The organism is Bradyrhizobium sp. Leo114, from assembly GCF_055229415.2.
Genome location: NZ_JBUYEN020000045.1, coordinates 20,360 through 36,605, shown reverse-complemented (window position 1 = coordinate 36,605; position 16,246 = coordinate 20,360). Strand labels below are relative to the sequence as shown.

Below are 16,246 nucleotides of genomic sequence, written 5' to 3'. Positions count from 1 at the left end.
CTCGATCCGGGCGGTCGGCGGACGATGGTTGATCTGTTCTCGACTGCGATTTGTCGTATCGCGCCCCTCCGAGCGGGGCACAGTTTACTCAGGGGTATCCATGAAACTCACTGGTCGCACAATCCTCATCACCGGAGGTTCTGCCGGCATTGGTCTTGCGTTCGCGCTTAAGTTCGTCGAGCTCGGTAACCAGGTTATCGTGACGGGTCGGCGCAAGGCCGCGCTCGACCAAGTGAAGCTACAGTATCCGAAAATACAAACGATCCAGAGCGATGTCGCCGATCCAGCTCAGATTGCTGCACTTGCTGCACGCGTGAAGGAGGATTTCCCGCAGCTTGACGTGCTAATGAACAACGCCGGTATTAGCCTTTATAAGAACCTCAAGGGCACAGCAGCCGACATTGCTGGTTTGACGGTGGAGCTAAACGTCAACGCGGGTGGCGTGATCAGGATGACTTCCGCCTTCATCGACATGCTAAAGGCTAACAAAGGTACGCTCATCAACGTGTCGTCTGCCTTGGCATTCGTGCCCCTGCCATGCTTGCCGATATATTGCGCGACCAAGGCGGCGATCCACTCGTACACCCAATCGCTTCGCTTCCAGTTGGAGGAGACTGGTGTGGAGGTCATCGAACTCATGCCTCCGGCGGTCAAGACCGAGATGACGGCTGACCTTCGGGAAGACGATGGCATCACCATGATCACAACCGAACAGCTAGTGAAACAATCATTTGACGGGTTCAAAGCAGGCGTTCCCGAGATCCGGCCGGGGCAGTCGAAGCAACTCGCATTCATGCGCCGGCTCGCGCCGAATTTTATTAACGGACAGCTCTGGAAGGCTTCTAGAAAACTGGTGCCTGCGGGAGTTAATGACTCCAAGCCAACGCGTCTATCTTACACTTGACGCATGCGTGGCCGCCTGCGGGTAATCTAAAGCGCGCCTGAGCCGAAGTTCTTCTGCGAGCTGTTTGGAAGGCTCCCCAAAGGCGTGGTGGCTTGGAGATGCGTATCACTCAGTAGGCCCACCTGCGAAAAAAGATGACCTCACCGATGAATTTCGGTCGTCGAGCCGGTCTTATTTATCGTCAGGCAGACATAAACGCCCAACGCTAGGAGAGTAGCATGCTTGCATTGACGGGCAAGGACGTCGTGGTGATCGGAGGTAGCCGAGGCGTGGGGCGCCGTATCGTGGAGGCAGCTCACAGCAACGGCGCGCGTGTATTTGCTGTCGCTCGGCAGGAGGGGCCCCTCAAGCAGTTGCAACAAGAACTGTCTGACGTCCAGATCATGTCGCTCGACGCAACGGACGACGACGCGCCCCGCAGAATATTCGACGTCCGCCAGCCGAGCGTCCTTGCCATTTGCGCCGGGGCTTTCCCGCCCGCCGCCCCACTCCATGAGCAGAGCTGGCAGGAGTTCGGGAGAAATTGGGAGGCTGACGTCCGGATAGCTTTTAACTTCTGTAAAGCAGCAATATTGCGCCCATTGCCCTTAGGGACAAAGATCATTCTGGTGTCGAGCGGCGCTGCTCTCGCAGGATCCCCGAACTCGGGTGGATACGCTGGCGCCAAGCGAACGCAGCTGTTTATCGCAAACTACGCACAGAAGGAATCGAACCGTCTCGGGCTTGAGTTGCGGTTCATATCGTTAGCGCCGCGCATCATGCCGGATACGGACTTAGGAAGGCATGCGATCGCTGGTTATTCTCGCTATCTCGGCATATCGCCCGCGGACTTCGTGCGGAGTATGGCCTCTCCGCCGACATCATCGCACGTGGCGACCGCATTTATCGAGTTAGCCGCAAATACTGGGCCTATCGAGGGAAATACGTTCATCGTGTCAGGCCGGGGGCTCGAAGCAGTGCCTCAATGACCCCGGCTGGCGCTCGATATCAGCGTTCATTGCGCTGGCACAGTCTTCGAAAAGTGTATCCTGGCTGTCAGGACTTGAAGGATGTTGTCCGAATGCAAATATCCAGCTGCAATGACAGCAACTGACGCACCAAACTCAAAGGGAGAGTTGAATCGCCCCGACGATGCGTTTGGACGGCGCATTGAGCCCTTTCGCCGTGAGCTTAAATTGCATTGCTATCGGATGCTTGGGTCCGTCCACGAAGCCGAGGACGCAGTCCAGGATACACTTTTGCGGGCTTGGCGCGGCTTTGATCGATTTGAGGGGCGAGGATCTTTCCGAGCGTGGCTGTATCAAATTGCAACGAACGTATGCCTGAATACTCTCGCAGCTCGAAAGAATGCTCCGCGCCTCCTCCCTAACGAATTGCTGCCTGCGGCGGGCATGCGCATGCCGGACGGTACGTCGGTTACGGACGTGCCGTGGCTAGAACCGTATCCGGACTCGTTCCTTGAAGGCATTGATGAGACGGCAAATCCCGAGGCGCGATATCTATCGCGGGAAGCTGTCCAACTCGCGTTCGTTGCCGTAATACAGGGCTTGCCTCCCCGTCAGCGAGCTGCGCTTCTGTTGTGTGACGTGCTGGGTTGGTCTGCGAATGAGGCTGCTACTCTCCTTGGCGGCTCAACAGCTTCGATCAACAGTATCCTGCAGCGGGCGCGCGAGACGCTTTCCAAGCGCTACCCCGATGGTCGTCCAGCAGCGTCGCGCTCGCCCAATCCGTTTGAGCAGGAACTTCTAAGTCGTTACTTGAACGCCTGGGAGCGGCTCGACGTCGACGGTCTTGTGGCTCTGCTTAAAGAGGACGCGACTTACACGATGCCGCCGAAAGCACAATGGTACGCCGGTCGCGCGGCTATCGGTAATTTCTTCGAATGGGCATGGAGAGCCTACGAGAGCTTTCGCCTAGTTCCAACGGCCGCTAACAATCAGCCCGCGTTCGCAGCATACTCTCGTGCCAGCAGTGAAACGCCTTGGACCGCACATTCCATCCATGTTCTTACGGTCGAGAACGGCGCCATTTCCACATTGACGCTCTTCGCAAAGCCCCTAGCGCAAAGTTTGTTTCCGGTTTTCGATCTTCCTCACATCATCCCCATCGTAACCGATGATTTTCCGAATCGAGACCAGAACCCGTATTAGGCGGCCGACGAGATCAGCCGGGCGGTCAGAGCAAGAAGGTGGCGCTTGGACGAGCGCTGATCCTCGGCACGCTACGTGTTATATTGGTTGAACCGTTCCAACGGCTCGCGCCCGCACTGGCGCAGCGATGCGCTGAGGCATTTCGCCGGCGTCACTCGCGAGACAAACCTGTTCGCTGCCGACGAAGGAGGCCGGTATACCCGACGGCATCTTCAACGTGGTTACAGGTTTTGGACCTAAGATCGGCAGCGAATTGATCGCGCATCCAGGCGTCGCCAAGATCACGTTTACCGGCTCGGATGCGACAGGTGCGAAAGTTTACGAGACGGCGGCGCGCAGTCTGAAGCGCGTGTCGCTCGAACTGGGCGGGAAGTCCCCGAATATCGTCTTCGAAGAACGCGTGCGAGCGATCGCTGTCCGAAGGCATCGGTCCCATTAATTAGCATTGACTAATGAATTAGTCTTCGCTAATGATTTCTTTATGCATATCGCCACCCCCATCGATACGGTGATGCGCGCCCTTGCTGATCCAACTCGGCGCGCCGTGTTCGAGCGGGTGATCAGCGCCGGTGAGATTAGCGTAGTCGAACTGACGCGGGAGAGCGGGGTAACGCAGGGCGCCGTCTCCCAGCATCTGAAAGCTTTGAAGCAGGCTGGTCTGGTCGCCGAACGACCCGAGGGTCGAAAGGTCTACTATCGCGCCCAACCGGAGGGCCTCGCCCCACTTTTCGATTGGATGAGCCATTACGGCGTCTTCTGGCGCAATCGGTTCGCCAATCTTCGTACCTTCCTGAAGGAGATTGATCCATGACTGGCGCCGAATTGAAACCCGACACGCAGGAGATTGTGGTTGACCAGGTTTTCCCACATGCGCCTGAGACAATCTGGAAGACGCTGACAAATGGCGAGCTGATGAGCCGCTGGATAATGGCGCCGACGGGATTCGAGCCGGTAGAGGGCAAGCATTTTACATTCCAGACAAAACCGGCCGGTGCCTGGGATGGTACCATTCACTGTCAGGTGCTGGAGGTGAAGCGCAACGAACGCCTCACCTATGCTTGGAAGGGAGGGCACGAGGGGAATGTCGGATACGGCTCACTGTTGAATACAGTGGTCACATGGACGCTTTCGAGGGTCGAGAACGGAACGCGCCTTCGACTTGTCCATTCCGGCTTCGTCCTGCCAAGGAATGATACGGCTTACAAGAACATGGGCGAAGGCTGGAAAAAGGTTCTCAAGAACATCGGCAGCACTGCCGACGAGCAGGCTTGAGTGCGCAGAAGGCAATCGTCCTCGCGCACCCAGAACGGATGAGGAGGTTTGATGCTGCTTAAATTTTGTTTGCGCCAACGGCCATCCTATGAAGGTGAGAAGACATGAACGCGCCCTATACCGGTGGGTGCGCCTGCGGCGCGATCCGCTACAAAATGTTCGCCGAACCCGTAATGATGACCGATTGCCAGTGTCGTCAATGCCAGCGTGAAAGCGGCACGGGGCACTTATCGCACCTGATCTTTCCGCGCTCGGCTACGAGCATCCAAGGAGCAGCGACGCATTGGGAGTTGGTCGGTGATAGTGGCACTGTCAAAATACGCGCCTTCTGCCCCACCTGCGGATCACCGGTCTACGCGACGTTTCGCGACATACCGGATTACCTAGTTGTGCGCGCCGGGAGTCTTGATGATCCTAGTCGGTATAGGCCACAACAGGTCACATGGACGGCAGCTGGCTATGCTTGGGACCACCTCGATTCAGCTCTTCCGAAATTCGAAAAAATGCCCCCAGCGTGACACATGGGGTGCCTGCCTATGATCCCAGGGGAGCGGTCCAAATACTGGGTGTCGGTCCATTGACTGATGGGGAAAAACGCTCCCTGAATGACGAAGCAAGGCAGAAACTGTGAAGTTAGACGAGATCGACCACCAGACCGGCCTGTACTGTGCCTTCGATGCTCTCATTGCTGATGGAGAAATTTCTGACCTCCGCATAGCCCTGTGGGACGTTAGCGACTATCTTGCTTATCTCGGCCTTCACTGCACTAACGGCCATCCCGCCCCAGGATCAGCAGACTTGGTGCATGGCTATGCGGGTCCACCCGCCTGGAGGAGGAAGCGGACGTCATCGAATTTGACCGCGTACTTGCGCTGCCGACGGCTGGACGAAGGGCGCAGCTCGTCGACGATTGCAAACGCGAGGCGAAGTATCCATGTTATTGGAGGTCGCGTGCCGGACAGTTGGTTTGTCGGATCGCCGACTCATGGCCCAGCCTTGCGGGCCATGATCATTACACGTAAGAATAGTCAGCGTGACCGCCGGGGATTTCGCCGCGATCGGGCTGCAGCGAAATGACCTCGGCTCATCGGGCGCAAAGTCGGTCGAGAACAACCTTTCCCAGCATGCGGCCGCTCTCAACCAGCGCGTGTGCCTCCCGAAGTGAGGTGGGCGTGAGCGGGCCGAGCTCCGTCGTTGCCGTCGAGCGCAGGACGCCGGCTTCGGCGAGCGAGGAGATTTCATCAAGGATCTTATGGTGGGCAATCATGTCGGCGCCACCGAAATGCTGCCGCGTCACCACATCCTCCCAATGCAACGATGCGCTCTTGGGCCGCAGAGGCGCGGCGTCGAGGGATGCGTGATTGGTGATCACGCCGATCTTGCCCCCTGGTGCAATGATCTTGGTGATCGCGGTCCAGTGCAGGTCCGTCTGATTGAGGGCGGCGATGTAGGTGATGTCCGGCGCGTCAATTCTAGCGAGCTCGTCTGTCATCGACTGCGAATGATCGATCACGTGGTGGGCGCCAAGCGAGAGGCACCAGTCACGGCTCTCGGCACGTGAAGCGCTGGCGATCACGGTTAGTCCGGAGAGGCGCCGTGCGAGCTGGATCAGCATCGAGCCGACGCCACCGGCGCCACCAATGATCAGCAATCCGCCCGCATCGTGTTGCTTTCCCAAGCCAACGCCAAGGCGGTGAAACAGCAATTCCCACGCCGTGAGCGACGTGAGGGGCAGCGCCGCCGCCTGCGCAAAGCTGAGCCGCGCCGGCTTGCGGCCGACGAGGCGTTCGTCGACGGCGTGGAGCTCGGCATTACCGCCGGGCCGGCTCAGACTGCCGGAATAGAAGACCTCGTCGCCAGGGCGAAAAATTGTGACCTCGCTTCCGACATCGACGACGATACCAGCAACGTCCCAACCAAGGATATCGACGGCATCGCCCATCAAGACCTGACCGAGACGGATCTTGGTGTCGACAGGGTTGACGGAGACGCCGCATACTGAGACCAGGAGGTCACGAGGACCCGGGACAGGATCCTTCTTGTCGGCGATCGTGAAGCACTGGGGATCGGACAGGGCGGCGCCTGGACGATAAGTGATGGCTTGCATGTAATTTTCCCTCGACGCGGATCTGTCGGAGAAATCGTTACGTAGCTCGTCTTTGCTAGTACGACCATTTGGCGTACTAGGTTTCCGAAAGGGAACTATTGGTATGAAGGTCAAGCACTATTCAGACGTGCCGGGGTGCCCGGTGGAGGTGACCCTCGATCTCATCGACGGGCGCTGGAAAGGCGTCATGCTCTTCCATCTGCTTGATGCGGGATGCCTGCGGTTCAACGCGCTTCATCGTCGTCTGCCCGGCATTACGCAGCGGCTCCTGACCAAGCAGCTTCGTGAGCTCGAGGAGGTCGGGCTGGTTCTACGGACCGTCTATGCCGAGGTCCCTCCACGAGTGGAGTATCGCTTGACTGAGGAAGGCGAAAGCCTGAGGCCCCTCGTCGAAATGCTCTCGAAATGGGGAGAAGAAAGACTGAACCGGCAACGCGCGAAACAAGCCCGCGCGCCGCTACTTTGCTCGAACAAAGCTCGCTCGTAAATGCAGGGCATAAGTCCCGAGCGAGGGTCATCTTTGAGCATGGATTGCGTCAATCAGTCACTTACCACACGAATCAGCGCTAGCGGGATTTGCTTCGAGCTCATCGCAGAACTGGCGCGCGCGAGATCAGCAGGTCATCCGCCCGGCTTCTTCCAGCCGCGACGATACGCTCCGGGCGAAATACCGTGCAGACGCTTAAAGGCGTGAGCGAAGGCGTATTCGGAAGAATATCCGATCTGAGCAGCGATAGCGGCAAGTTGTAGATCGGAATCTCGCATGAGACGAGTAGCGATCATCATCCGCCACAAGGTCAGATAAGCTGCGGGGGATTGGCCAAGCAGACTGGAAAACCGGCGCGCAAATGCGGCGCGCGAAAGCCCTGCTGCACTTGCAAGCGTCGCAACTGTCCATGGCTTTGCCGGTTCACTATGGATGCCAGCCAAGGCGGCAGCGATTCGTGAGTCCTTTAGTGCTGCTGACCAACCGGCAGTATGTCTGCGATGGCTGCTCTCAGCCAGCCAAGTCCTAAGAATGTACAAGAACATCAGATCAAGGAGAGCACAGATGGCCGTATCGGCTCCCGATAGCCCCCGATCAACCTCCGCTCCCAATAGTTCGATCGTTGTACGCAACTGCCATTGGGCACCAGCTTCCGCCGGGGAAATGCAACATCTCCGGCATCTCTTCGAGCAACGGGTGAAACCAAGAACGATCGAGCATATAGGCACGTGTGTGTACCGAAAACTTAAGCTCGGGCGTAGTGGTGATGAAGTCCGCCCAAGATGGGGCGTGAACTGATCGCACCGGTTCGCTGAACCGGGCGAGAAATCGGCGCGTCCTTGTTCAAGGATCGATGCGTTCTGACGTTATTGTAATAGTCGGCGTAGGATTGCAGAACCCGACGCAGATGCGCCTCGCCCAAAACAATGACGTGGTCCAAACACTCACGCTGGATCGATCCGATCAGCCGTTCGGCAAAGCCATTCTGCCAGGGCGACGCTGGTGCGGTAGGCGTGTCCCGGATGCCCATGGCGCGCAATCGGCGCGTGACGACGCTGCCATAGATCCGGTCGCGATCGCGGATGAGGTAGTGCGGAGCCTCATCCCAAGGAAATGCCTCCGTGATTTGACGTGCAACCCATTCCGCCGTCGGATTTGCTGTGATAGAGCAGATCGAAACCGACGGTGGGAACAACGAACAAGTCCATGGCGGCAATGTCCGGCGCGTGATTACACAAGAAGGTGCGCCATCCCTGGCTGGGTGGCCCGCGTCGCTTCACCATGTACTTGGCGACGCTGGACTGCGCGACCTCGAACCCGAGCTTGAGCAGTTCGCCGTGGATGCGTGGCGCGCCCCAAAGCGGATTTTCGACGCTGATCCGCCGGATCAACGCGCGCAACCTCGTGTCGATCGGCGGCCGCCCTCCGATCGGGCGCGACTTCCAACGCCAGTAGCCGCGAAAGCCGGCCCGGTGCCAACGCACGACCGTCTCGGGCCGGATGATCGTGAGGACCTGCAAGATCGATGGAAACCAGCGATACAGCTGAATGAAGAACCAGCGATCATCGTTGCTGAGCCGGACACGACCCCGCATCTTACGCCTCAAGACAATCAACTGATGTCTGAGCGCCGCATTCTCTGCTTCAAGTCGGCTCTTCGACTTGAGGGGCGAAGCCAAGACGGCCAGTACGAAACAGAGCAGCCCGATCATTCCGCCAGCTTAGGCGACTCCATTACGTCATCAACCCGGATAAGGTTTTCGGTACACACAGATGGATAGTTTGCGACGGGGCGGGCATCTCGGAAAGGTCGTCCTGACATTTGATTGATGGGTGACGAGAAGTGATGCGCGATTCAGGGCCCGGTCCGCTTTTCTGCGCGGATCCTAGCGAGCAGATTTTGGTGCAAACCGGACATTCGGCCGGACCGGAGAGTCTCAGAAGGGAGAGAAGCGGTCATTCCGAACCGCCTACCGCCCTCGATGTGTGGCGGTCTTTCAACGCGCCGCCTCGCGAGTAAAGCTACCCTCCGGTAGGAAAACAGGCTTCCGAAATAGTGGGTTTAGCGACGTGGCGGACGGACCTCTGCTACATCCTCTGCCAAACGACGATGTTCTGCCATCCGGCGTGCTCAGTGCAAGGCGTGCTCCGAGGCGAGTGGCGCGGGCAATATCCCGATGCGTCCCTCTACGAATTACTAAGTGGTAAGGAGATCTGGTTGCGGAAAGAATTCCTCGGGCGAAAGCTGTCTGGAGATCAGGCCATCCTCGAACATGTAGCGGCTGACAACGTCGAGCGTTGAGCGATTCTTTGCGAGGCCAACCGGCCAGTAGTCGCTGCCGAGCTGCTGCTCAGTGAACATCAGGTTCTCGAGCTGCCACGGCAGCATCGTACTCAGCGCCGCCGAATCGAACAGTCGCTCTCTGGCGATCGTTTGAGCCTTGGCGAAACCATCGAACACGGCCATCGCCAGGCCCGGGTTGGACTCGGCGATGGTTCGCTTGATGGCGATGAGGTGCATGGGTGGAAAAATCCCGGTCTTGGAGCAATACGCGAGCTCTGCCTCCATGGGATTTTCGAACAGGCGGGTCACCATAGGAGTGCGCCAGGTGCTCGGTGCCCGCGCGGTGTATAAAGCGTCGATCTCGCCCTCCGCCAGCAAGACGGCGAGGCTCTTGTCGTTCCTTTGCTCGTGCTTGAAGCGGTCGGGATAGAATTGCGGATGCTCGTCGCCACTGCGGGCGCTTTCCAGGCCACCCGACACGTAGATCGGCGAGGTGCGCGGCAGTCCGAAATAATCCTGAAAGATGCCGCGCAGCCAGACGGCGGCGGCCATGTCGAACACGGGCACGCCGATGCGCTTGCCGGCGAGATCGGCTGGTGTCCTGATCCGCTTTGACGTGTTGACGAAGACGTTCGAGAAGCGGAAGTGTCGCGAGGGAAACACCGGCACCGCCACATAAGGCCGCTCCGGGCGTTCGAGCGACCTCAGATAGGAAGTGATCGGAAATTCGCAGCAGTCGAAGGTATGTTCCGTCAACTGCTTGTTGAACAGCGCTTGCACGCCCATCAACGTCACGTCGGCTTCGACGCCGGCGATCGATACTTCACCGTTCGCGATCGGTCGGGTGCGATCGGAATCGCTGAGCCCTATTTTAAGAGACAAGGCTGCCATATTTTTTGCTTTCTTCGATGTCGAGGTGGTTGGAGGCCAGCCGTTTGACGAGAACGTCGAGCAGCTCCGGCAATGCGAGCGGCGTCGCATTGGCGCCGCCGCGTGCGTAGATGGCGGTTGCCTTCGAGATGTCGATCCCCAGCCGCTGCGACAGGCGCTGAACGGCCAGCTTGCAGTCGTCCGGCATCGGCAGGCAGGCGATCTTCTGCCCTGCGGCAAGATGATCGTTGGCACCGATCAGTTCGAGGCGCCTGCTTCCGACCTTGCGCGACGTCGTGACGTGGTGAGCGGCGCGCTCGCCGCGCGACAGAACGAAGCTGCGATGGGTGAGGCCCGGCGCGACCCATGAAATAATGTCGCTATAGTGATGGCCGATCCGCGCGACGACGTCAGCCAGGATGCGTGCCATTTCGTTGTGCATCATGACATAGTGCCGGCGCTCTTCGTCGCCCCATTTCCAGCGGGTCGCCGTGACTTGCACTGCGGTCGAGTCCGCCCTCCAGGGCGACACGGCGTTGCCCCTGTTCTCGAACAGGCCGGGATCGTCATAGGCTACCGCCGGCGAAGGTTTTCCGCGATATTCGACGATATGCTCGTAGGGGACGACGGCCATGGGCTCCGAGATCACCATTCGGTGCAGCACCGTGCCGCTGTCATTGGCGAGCGGCGAGAGATTCAAGACCTCCGGCGAAAATGGAGGTTCGAGGCGAGCCTGCAGTTCCTGTGGAAGGTATGTACGCTTCGTCGGACGGAAGCCTTCATCCAGCAGCCGCTGGTTGATCGCCATATGTTCGGTCGAAAACGGATACGGCTTGGTCTTGGTGCAGGGCATGAACAGCAGGACGTGACGGCGCGCCGACGGCAGCTCAGGCTCATATTCGTTCTGGATGAACTGCAGCCATTCGGCGATGCGCGGATGCTTCAGCGAGTCGACATTGTCCTGCGGACTGTAAAGACAAAGCGTTCGGTCGAGCTCGAAGGGGCTCTGTATCTTCAGCGTTGACTCCAGAATGCGCTTGGATCGGTCCTCGACACTCACCATGGCAGTGTATTCCTTGTAGCCTTGCAGGGGCGGGTATCACTTATGCGACGTTTCCCCGAATTTCGCGCTCAAGCAGAGCGGCGGGGTCAAGCTCTTGTTCGTCGTAGTCGAGAAGCGACTGGAGATAGGCGTCGGCGTCCTCAACGAACAGGTTGCGGCTGACGCCCGCAGCGATACGATCGAGGCCGAATTTGAGGGCGGAGATGCCGGCGGAGCAGGCAAGGCTCGGCATCGCCGCAAACGTGTAGCTGAAGATGTTGGCGAGATACGGCGCCGATCCCGCGACCTTCTCGGTGAACTGGAAACTGGGTGACAGGTAAGGGTAGGCGCCGAGCCGCGGACGTTCTTCGCCGAGCGGCGGCTGATAGCGATCGGACCAGCGGGCGATCTTGTCATGGAAGCGGACCAATTCCGGCCTCGCGGCAAGATCAACCGTAAATCCGGTGCCAACGATCAGGAAATCGAAGGTCTCCGTTCGCCCCGAGTTGGTCAGCGAAATCTTTCCGGCATCGAACCCGACACACTCAAGCTGATAGTCGAGGTGCACCCAGAAATTGCCGTGACGAACGCAGCGGTCGAACGTGTCCTGCGGAGGTGGCTGATTCATGTCGAAGATGATCTTCATGAAGCGCCATTTGTGGGCGTCATCGAGGTCGCCGAAATGGCGCAGGAAGCCCGCGAACTCCATCCAGCGATTGGGATTGACGGTTGGAAGCTTGTTTCGCCGAGCGAACAGATGGACCGACGTCGCGCCATTTTCGAGCGCCATGGCTGCGTTGTCAAAGGCCGAAGCGCCGGCGCCGATCACGGCGACCTTCTTTCCGACCAGTGCGGCAAAATCGATCGGCTCTGCGGTATGAGCATAACGCTCTCGCGGCAATGCCTTCGCGATCACGTCGGGCACGGCCCATCGGCCAGACCCTTCGATCCCGGTGGCGAGCACGACGTTGCGGGCAAACAGCCTCTCGGCCGCCCCGTTGACGCGCGCGTGCACCGCGAGCAGGCCGTTGGCAAGCGGTTCGATATCGGTTACCTCGGCCCCGTTGCTCACTTCCATACCGATGGTGTTGCGTACCCAGCTCAGATAGGCCTGCCAGAGTTCGCGCGGGATCTTGTTCAATTCCGCCCAGGAAGTCTCGCCGTAGCGCGCTTCCCACCAGGCACGGACCGAGAGGCTGGGAAGACCGAGATCCGGGCCGGTCACGGTCTTTGGCGTTCGCAGCGTGTGCATGCGGGCGAATGTCAGCCACGGACCTTCGAGACCGGCAGGATTCCTGTCGAGCACGCGAACGGTGGTCACCCGCTCGCGCAGGAGGCGGAACGCGATCGACGTTCCACTTTGGCCGCCGCCTACGATGACGGCGTCGTGCACGGGCGCGCCCTCGTGGTTATGGGGAATCGTCCATTGCCGGGCCGGGTATCCGAGGCAATCTAGCTCAAAGCGAACGCGCCGTTCGAGCTCGATCAGGGCGTCACTTGCTTTATTCGTTGCAAGCATCAGGCTATCTCGTCTCCAGTGGAATACGCCGTTCGATCGGAAGCGGCTCCTGCGCCTTCGATTGGGCGAAGGCCACGACATGGGGTTCGAGCCTGCTGGCAAGGGTTCGGGCGTCGCGCGTCGCGGCAGAGAGCTTCGCGAAGCTTTCGGCGACCCGGCTGCGCAGTTCCCGCGTGTCGACCGAAACGATCTTCCGATCGACGACCTTGAATTCGCCGCCGACCATGACGTCCGTCACCGCGGCGGAGTCCGCGCTCGTCACCAACTGGTTGAGGGGGGCGGTGGCGGGAATGAAATCGATGTGGTTCAGATCAAGCAGGGCGAGGTCTGCGCACGCTCCCTGTTCCATCCGCCCACATGCCTCGAGGCCCAGGATCTGCGCACCACCCCGGGTCGCGAGCCCGACGACTTCGCTGGCTAGCAGCCACTCGTCACGTGGGCCGGCGAAAACCTGGGCTGAGAAGGAGGCAAGCCGCATCGCCTGCAGCATGCTCAGGGAGTCGGAGGAGTTTGCGCCATCGGTCGCCACCCCGACATTGATGCCGCGCGCCAGCATCGGCCTGACATGGGCGATGCCAGATCCGAGTCGGAAATTGCTTGCGGGAATGTGCGCAACCGAGCAGCCGTGCTCCGCGAGCAGATCGAGGTCGTCATCGTCGAGCCAGACGCCGTGCGCGGCCGTGAATTTGGGCCTGAGCATGCCGAGGTCGGCAAGATAGCGGACTTGGGAGCGGCCATAGATCTTGCGGGCGGCGACCGCCTGCAGCCGCGACTCTGCGATATGCATGTGGATTGGCAGCCCGTGGCGTTCGGCGATCTCCATGCAGCGTTGCAGGAAAGGCTCCGAGCAGTGATGCGGGATCGTCGGTGCGATGGCGATCGAGATGCCGTTGGGGAGTTGCGCTTGCGCGGCCACGATTTCTTCCATGGCCGCAAGGGTCCTATCGCCGCTTGCAAGCGAGAAGTTGCCGACCGACGCGCGTAAATCCGGCGGCAGCGCGTCCGCCAGCCCCGGGATCGACTGGAACAGGGTCTGGTCGGCGATCATCGGCGCGAGCGCGGCGCGCATCCCGGCATCGGCGTAGGCGCGCGCCACCGCCGTGAAGCCTTCCACGGTCGGCCGCGGAAACTCGTAGACGAGATCGAAACAGGCTTGCAGCCCTTTGTCAGCATGTCGATGGCGCCGACCAGCGTCGACAGATAGATCGTCTCCGGATCGCGCGGGCCGGCGAGCCATGGTCCGTTCGTCAGCGACGCCTCGAGTGTCCACCTTTCGGCGATGCCCTTCATCAGATTGGCGTGGCCATGCGTGTGGGAGTTGACGAGACCGGGGACGATCAGCCGATCGCTGACATCGCGCCGCGTTGCTGAACGCGCAGGTGTCGCGCCGGTTGTTCCGATCCAGGCAAGCCTGCCGTCTTCGATCAGCAGATCCTTTCGATCGACCGTTCCGGATGCCGGATCGACGACGAGGCCTCCCGATAGCAAGAGACGTGCCTGCGCCGTCATTGACCTTGTCCTGGGGGATGGGTCGCAATCCAGTGCCGGGCGATGTCGCTACGGCCGGCGAACCAGACCGCTTCATGCTTCGCCGCAAAATCGAGAAACCGGGTGATGGCCTCGAACCGGGCCGGCTGGCCGGAGATCCTGCTGTGCAGGCTGATCGTCATCATGCGCGGATGGCGGCGGCCCTCTTCATGGAGCACGCGCATGGCCGACGAAAGATGGTCGAAGAAATCGTTCGCCGTTCCGAGCTTTGCGGTCGCAAGCCGATTGTCGTTGTTGGTGAAGCTGTGCGGAATGACGAGATGGGGACGTTCCCCGACTTTGACCCAGTAGGGCCAGTCATCGGCATAGCTGTCGGAATCGTAGAGAAAGCCGCCATGTTCGACCAGAAGCGCGCGGGTATGCCGGCTCGGCGAATAGCGGCTTTGCCAGCCGAGCGGACGGCGTCCGACCGCCTGCTCGAAGCCGGCCACGGCCCGGCCAATGGCGCTTCGTTCTTCGGCTTCGCTCATCAGAAAATGCCGGACGAAACGGTTGCCATGGCAGCACAGGTCGAAACCGTCTGTCTTGATTGCCTCCGCGGTGTCAGGGTTGCGCAACAAGGCCTGCGCGCAGGCGTTGACGGTGAGCGGGATGCTGCGTTCGGCCATGGTGTCGACGATCCGCCAGAAGCCGACCCTCGCGCCATATTCGAACAGCGATTCGGCGACGAAATCCCGTATTCCCGTCGGGACCTCCTGCGCGATGCCGTCGGTCAGCGCCAGTTCCGTTGCGCCGTCGCCATCGGGAATCGATGGTTCGGCGCCTTCTTCGATGTTGAGGACGATCACGATTGCCAGCCGTGCGTCGTTGGGCCAACGCGGCCTCGGCGGCCTTCTGCCGTAACCGACGAAATCCCGGTCGTCGTGGGCTTTCATTGTCCGCCCGAAGCTGCCGGCAAGGCATCGCCGATCTTGGCGGCAAGATCGAGCAAGAACTGATCACCGCGCGGACCTGCGATGAATGATAGTCCGACCGGACAGCCATCGACGGTGATCGCCGGGATGTTGACCTGTGGCAGCCGGCACAGGCTGGCGATACAGGTGAGGGCCAGCGTCCTTTCCCGGAATTCGATCTGCGCCGAAACGGGCGCCTCGCGAAGTGGCGGAAGATCGTGCGCGGTCGGAATCATCAGCACGCCGTCGTTTCCGAGCAGCGATACCAGTCGGTCCGTCAGTTGTTCGCGACGCACCACCGCGGCCGCGAATTTTGCGGGATCGACATGCGATGAAAGTTCGATCCGCTCGGCCACTGCGGGACTCAACGTTCGGCCCGGCATTGTGGCCCACGCGCCGAGCGTCGACCAGAGATCTTGGAGTTGCAGTGGCCTGAACGTGTCAAGCCAGAACTCGGCACCTTCCTCGAACAACGTAACTTCAGTCGCCTCGCCAAGCGACTTTGCCACGGGAAGAAGCGCCTCGCCGATCTCGCGCACGGGGACGTCGAACGCGTCGCGCGCGAGCAGCAGGCGGGCCGGCTTGAACGGTCCGCTCGCTCCGAAGTAGATCTCGCCGACGCGTTTTATCGTCGCCGCATCGCGCGCGAGCCAGCCGACGGAATCAAAACTCGGCGCCATCGCCATGATGCCGGCGACCGACAAACGGCCGTAAGTTGTCCGCAGGCCATAAAGGCCGCAGAAGCTTGCGGGCACACGGATCGAACCGCCCGTGTCGGTGCCAAGCGCGAAGTCGCAAAAGCCGGCTGCGACGGCAGACGCCGAACCACTGGAAGATCCGCCGGGTACGCGCGCCGGTGCCTTTGGATTGATCGGTATCCCGAAATGCGGATTCATTCCGAACATGCCGCAGGCGAGTTCGTCGGTGTGGGTCTTTCCAACGAGGTGCGCGCCAGCCATCAACGGGGCCAGCACGGCCGGCGCGGTCGCGACGGCCGAATCGGCGTCCCGCAGCCGATCCGGATTTCCCCACGCCGTCTTGTATCCGGCGACATCCATCAGATCCTTGGCCGCAAAAGACAGGTCCGAGAGCGGTCCATGCTGGACCAGCCTGAGCGAAGAGGGGCCATGCTCCACGAATGTCAGATGCCTGATCTCTTCCATGCTGACC

At 60.2% G+C, this 16,246-nt stretch carries 18 protein-coding genes and 2 pseudogenes; 8 read left to right on the top strand and 12 right to left on the bottom strand.

Features of this window, described 5'->3' with window-relative positions; all coding sequences use genetic code 11:
• Positions 1-100: 100 nt before the first annotated feature.
• From ACZIRK_RS35975 to ACZIRK_RS35945, 7 genes and pseudogenes are all read left to right on the top strand, one after another.
• Positions 101-904, top strand: a complete 804-nt coding sequence (locus ACZIRK_RS35975) for an SDR family oxidoreductase (RefSeq protein WP_456641303.1) — start codon at positions 101-103, stop codon at positions 902-904.
• Positions 905-1,122: 218 nt separating this feature from the next.
• Positions 1,123-1,872, top strand: a complete 750-nt coding sequence (locus tag ACZIRK_RS35970) for an SDR family NAD(P)-dependent oxidoreductase (protein ID WP_474419113.1) — start codon at positions 1,123-1,125, stop codon at positions 1,870-1,872.
• 81 nt (positions 1,873-1,953) lie between these two features.
• Positions 1,954-3,054 (top strand): sigma-70 family RNA polymerase sigma factor, encoded by a 1,101-nt coding sequence (locus ACZIRK_RS35965; RefSeq protein WP_474419112.1) that lies wholly within the window; start codon positions 1,954-1,956, stop codon positions 3,052-3,054.
• Between the two features lie 181 nt (positions 3,055-3,235).
• Positions 3,236-3,451: pseudogene (locus ACZIRK_RS35960) on the top strand (aldehyde dehydrogenase family protein); the annotation flags it as partial.
• Between the two features lie 84 nt (positions 3,452-3,535).
• Complete coding sequence (locus tag ACZIRK_RS35955) at positions 3,536-3,865, top strand: ArsR/SmtB family transcription factor (RefSeq protein WP_474419111.1); 330 nt, start codon at positions 3,536-3,538, stop codon at positions 3,863-3,865.
• A complete protein-coding gene (locus ACZIRK_RS35950; RefSeq protein ID WP_130228794.1) occupies positions 3,862-4,326 on the top strand; it encodes an SRPBCC family protein in 465 nt (154 codons plus the stop codon). The genes ACZIRK_RS35955 and ACZIRK_RS35950 overlap by 4 nt, the downstream gene beginning before the upstream one ends.
• Positions 4,327-4,430: 104 nt before the next feature.
• Entirely contained in the window at positions 4,431-4,844 is a 414-nt protein-coding gene (locus tag ACZIRK_RS35945; RefSeq protein ID WP_130228795.1) for a GFA family protein, read from the top strand.
• Positions 4,845-5,410: 566 nt separating this feature from the next.
• On the opposite strand, the gene ACZIRK_RS35940 is transcribed toward ACZIRK_RS35945, so the two are convergent.
• The gene (locus tag ACZIRK_RS35940; RefSeq protein ID WP_474419110.1) at positions 5,411-6,433 is read right to left on the bottom strand and encodes a zinc-binding alcohol dehydrogenase family protein; all 1,023 of its coding nucleotides are present in this window, start codon (positions 6,431-6,433) and stop codon (positions 5,411-5,413) included.
• Positions 6,434-6,536: 103 nt separating this feature from the next.
• On the opposite strand from ACZIRK_RS35940, the gene ACZIRK_RS35935 reads away from it, so the two are divergent.
• Positions 6,537-6,920, top strand: coding sequence for a winged helix-turn-helix transcriptional regulator (locus ACZIRK_RS35935; RefSeq protein ID WP_474419109.1), 384 nt, complete (start codon positions 6,537-6,539; stop codon positions 6,918-6,920).
• A gap of 134 nt (positions 6,921-7,054) precedes the next feature.
• Here ACZIRK_RS35935 and ACZIRK_RS35930 read toward each other — a convergent pair whose 3' ends face one another.
• The 11 genes and pseudogenes from ACZIRK_RS35930 to ACZIRK_RS35880 form a co-directional block, all read right to left on the bottom strand.
• Positions 7,055-7,363 (bottom strand): helix-turn-helix transcriptional regulator, encoded by a 309-nt coding sequence (locus ACZIRK_RS35930; protein ID WP_474419131.1) that lies wholly within the window; start codon positions 7,361-7,363, stop codon positions 7,055-7,057.
• 81 nt (positions 7,364-7,444) lie between these two features.
• A pseudogene (locus tag ACZIRK_RS35925) lies at positions 7,445-7,648 on the bottom strand (hypothetical protein); the annotation flags it as partial.
• 17 nt (positions 7,649-7,665) lie between these two features.
• Positions 7,666-7,950 carry an integrase core domain-containing protein gene (locus tag ACZIRK_RS35920; RefSeq protein WP_474419108.1) on the bottom strand — a complete coding sequence of 95 codons (285 nt, stop codon included), beginning with the start codon at positions 7,948-7,950 and terminating at the stop codon, positions 7,666-7,668.
• A 70-nt stretch (positions 7,951-8,020) separates the two neighbouring features.
• Positions 8,021-8,632, bottom strand: a complete 612-nt coding sequence (locus tag ACZIRK_RS35915) for a hypothetical protein (protein ID WP_474419107.1) — start codon at positions 8,630-8,632, stop codon at positions 8,021-8,023.
• A gap of 485 nt (positions 8,633-9,117) precedes the next feature.
• Positions 9,118-10,095: a substrate-binding domain-containing protein gene (locus tag ACZIRK_RS35910; protein WP_474419106.1), complete on the bottom strand. Its 978-nt coding sequence runs from the start codon at positions 10,093-10,095 to the stop codon at positions 9,118-9,120.
• Positions 10,076-11,137 carry a hypothetical protein gene (locus tag ACZIRK_RS35905; RefSeq protein ID WP_474419105.1) on the bottom strand — a complete coding sequence of 354 codons (1,062 nt, stop codon included), beginning with the start codon at positions 11,135-11,137 and terminating at the stop codon, positions 10,076-10,078. The genes ACZIRK_RS35910 and ACZIRK_RS35905 overlap by 20 nt, the downstream gene beginning before the upstream one ends.
• A 40-nt stretch (positions 11,138-11,177) precedes the next feature.
• Positions 11,178-12,509, bottom strand: coding sequence for an FAD/NAD(P)-binding protein (locus ACZIRK_RS35900; RefSeq protein WP_474419104.1), 1,332 nt, complete (start codon positions 12,507-12,509; stop codon positions 11,178-11,180).
• A gap of 130 nt (positions 12,510-12,639) precedes the next feature.
• Positions 12,640-13,749, bottom strand: coding sequence for an amidohydrolase family protein (locus ACZIRK_RS35895; RefSeq protein ID WP_474419103.1), 1,110 nt, complete (start codon positions 13,747-13,749; stop codon positions 12,640-12,642).
• On the bottom strand, positions 13,680-14,144 hold the full coding sequence (locus ACZIRK_RS35890) for an amidohydrolase family protein (RefSeq protein WP_474419102.1): 465 nt from the start codon (positions 14,142-14,144) through the stop codon (positions 13,680-13,682). The genes ACZIRK_RS35895 and ACZIRK_RS35890 overlap by 70 nt, the downstream gene beginning before the upstream one ends.
• A complete protein-coding gene (locus ACZIRK_RS35885; RefSeq protein ID WP_474419101.1) occupies positions 14,141-15,058 on the bottom strand; it encodes a polysaccharide deacetylase family protein in 918 nt (305 codons plus the stop codon). Before ACZIRK_RS35885 ends, ACZIRK_RS35890 begins: the two co-directional genes overlap by 4 nt.
• Complete coding sequence (locus tag ACZIRK_RS35880) at positions 15,055-16,239, bottom strand: amidase (RefSeq protein ID WP_474419100.1); 1,185 nt, start codon at positions 16,237-16,239, stop codon at positions 15,055-15,057. The genes ACZIRK_RS35885 and ACZIRK_RS35880 overlap by 4 nt, the downstream gene beginning before the upstream one ends.
• Positions 16,240-16,246 lie beyond the last annotated feature (7 nt).

Excerpts from the sequence above, each read along its gene's own strand:
- ACZIRK_RS35975 (WP_456641303.1), top strand. The coding sequence starts at position 101 with ATGAAACTCACTGGTCGCACAATCCTCATCACCGGAGGTTCTGCCGGC.
- ACZIRK_RS35970 (WP_474419113.1), top strand. The coding sequence starts at position 1,123 with ATGCTTGCATTGACGGGCAAGGACGTCGTGGTGATCGGAGGTAGCCGA.
- ACZIRK_RS35965 (WP_474419112.1), top strand. The coding sequence starts at position 1,954 with ATGTTGTCCGAATGCAAATATCCAGCTGCAATGACAGCAACTGACGCA.
- ACZIRK_RS35955 (WP_474419111.1), top strand. The coding sequence starts at position 3,536 with ATGCATATCGCCACCCCCATCGATACGGTGATGCGCGCCCTTGCTGAT.
- ACZIRK_RS35950 (WP_130228794.1), top strand. The coding sequence starts at position 3,862 with ATGACTGGCGCCGAATTGAAACCCGACACGCAGGAGATTGTGGTTGAC.
- ACZIRK_RS35945 (WP_130228795.1), top strand. The coding sequence starts at position 4,431 with ATGAACGCGCCCTATACCGGTGGGTGCGCCTGCGGCGCGATCCGCTAC.
- ACZIRK_RS35940 (WP_474419110.1), bottom strand. The coding sequence starts at position 6,433 with ATGCAAGCCATCACTTATCGTCCAGGCGCCGCCCTGTCCGATCCCCAG.
- ACZIRK_RS35935 (WP_474419109.1), top strand. The coding sequence starts at position 6,537 with ATGAAGGTCAAGCACTATTCAGACGTGCCGGGGTGCCCGGTGGAGGTG.
- ACZIRK_RS35920 (WP_474419108.1), bottom strand. The coding sequence starts at position 7,950 with ATGGGCATCCGGGACACGCCTACCGCACCAGCGTCGCCCTGGCAGAAT.
- ACZIRK_RS35915 (WP_474419107.1), bottom strand. The coding sequence starts at position 8,632 with ATGATCGGGCTGCTCTGTTTCGTACTGGCCGTCTTGGCTTCGCCCCTC.
- ACZIRK_RS35910 (WP_474419106.1), bottom strand. The coding sequence starts at position 10,095 with ATGGCAGCCTTGTCTCTTAAAATAGGGCTCAGCGATTCCGATCGCACC.
- ACZIRK_RS35905 (WP_474419105.1), bottom strand. The coding sequence starts at position 11,137 with ATGGTGAGTGTCGAGGACCGATCCAAGCGCATTCTGGAGTCAACGCTG.
- ACZIRK_RS35890 (WP_474419102.1), bottom strand. The coding sequence starts at position 14,144 with ATGACGGCGCAGGCACGTCTCTTGCTATCGGGAGGCCTCGTCGTCGAT.
- ACZIRK_RS35885 (WP_474419101.1), bottom strand. The coding sequence starts at position 15,058 with ATGAAAGCCCACGACGACCGGGATTTCGTCGGTTACGGCAGAAGGCCG.
- ACZIRK_RS35880 (WP_474419100.1), bottom strand. The coding sequence starts at position 16,239 with ATGGAAGAGATCAGGCATCTGACATTCGTGGAGCATGGCCCCTCTTCG.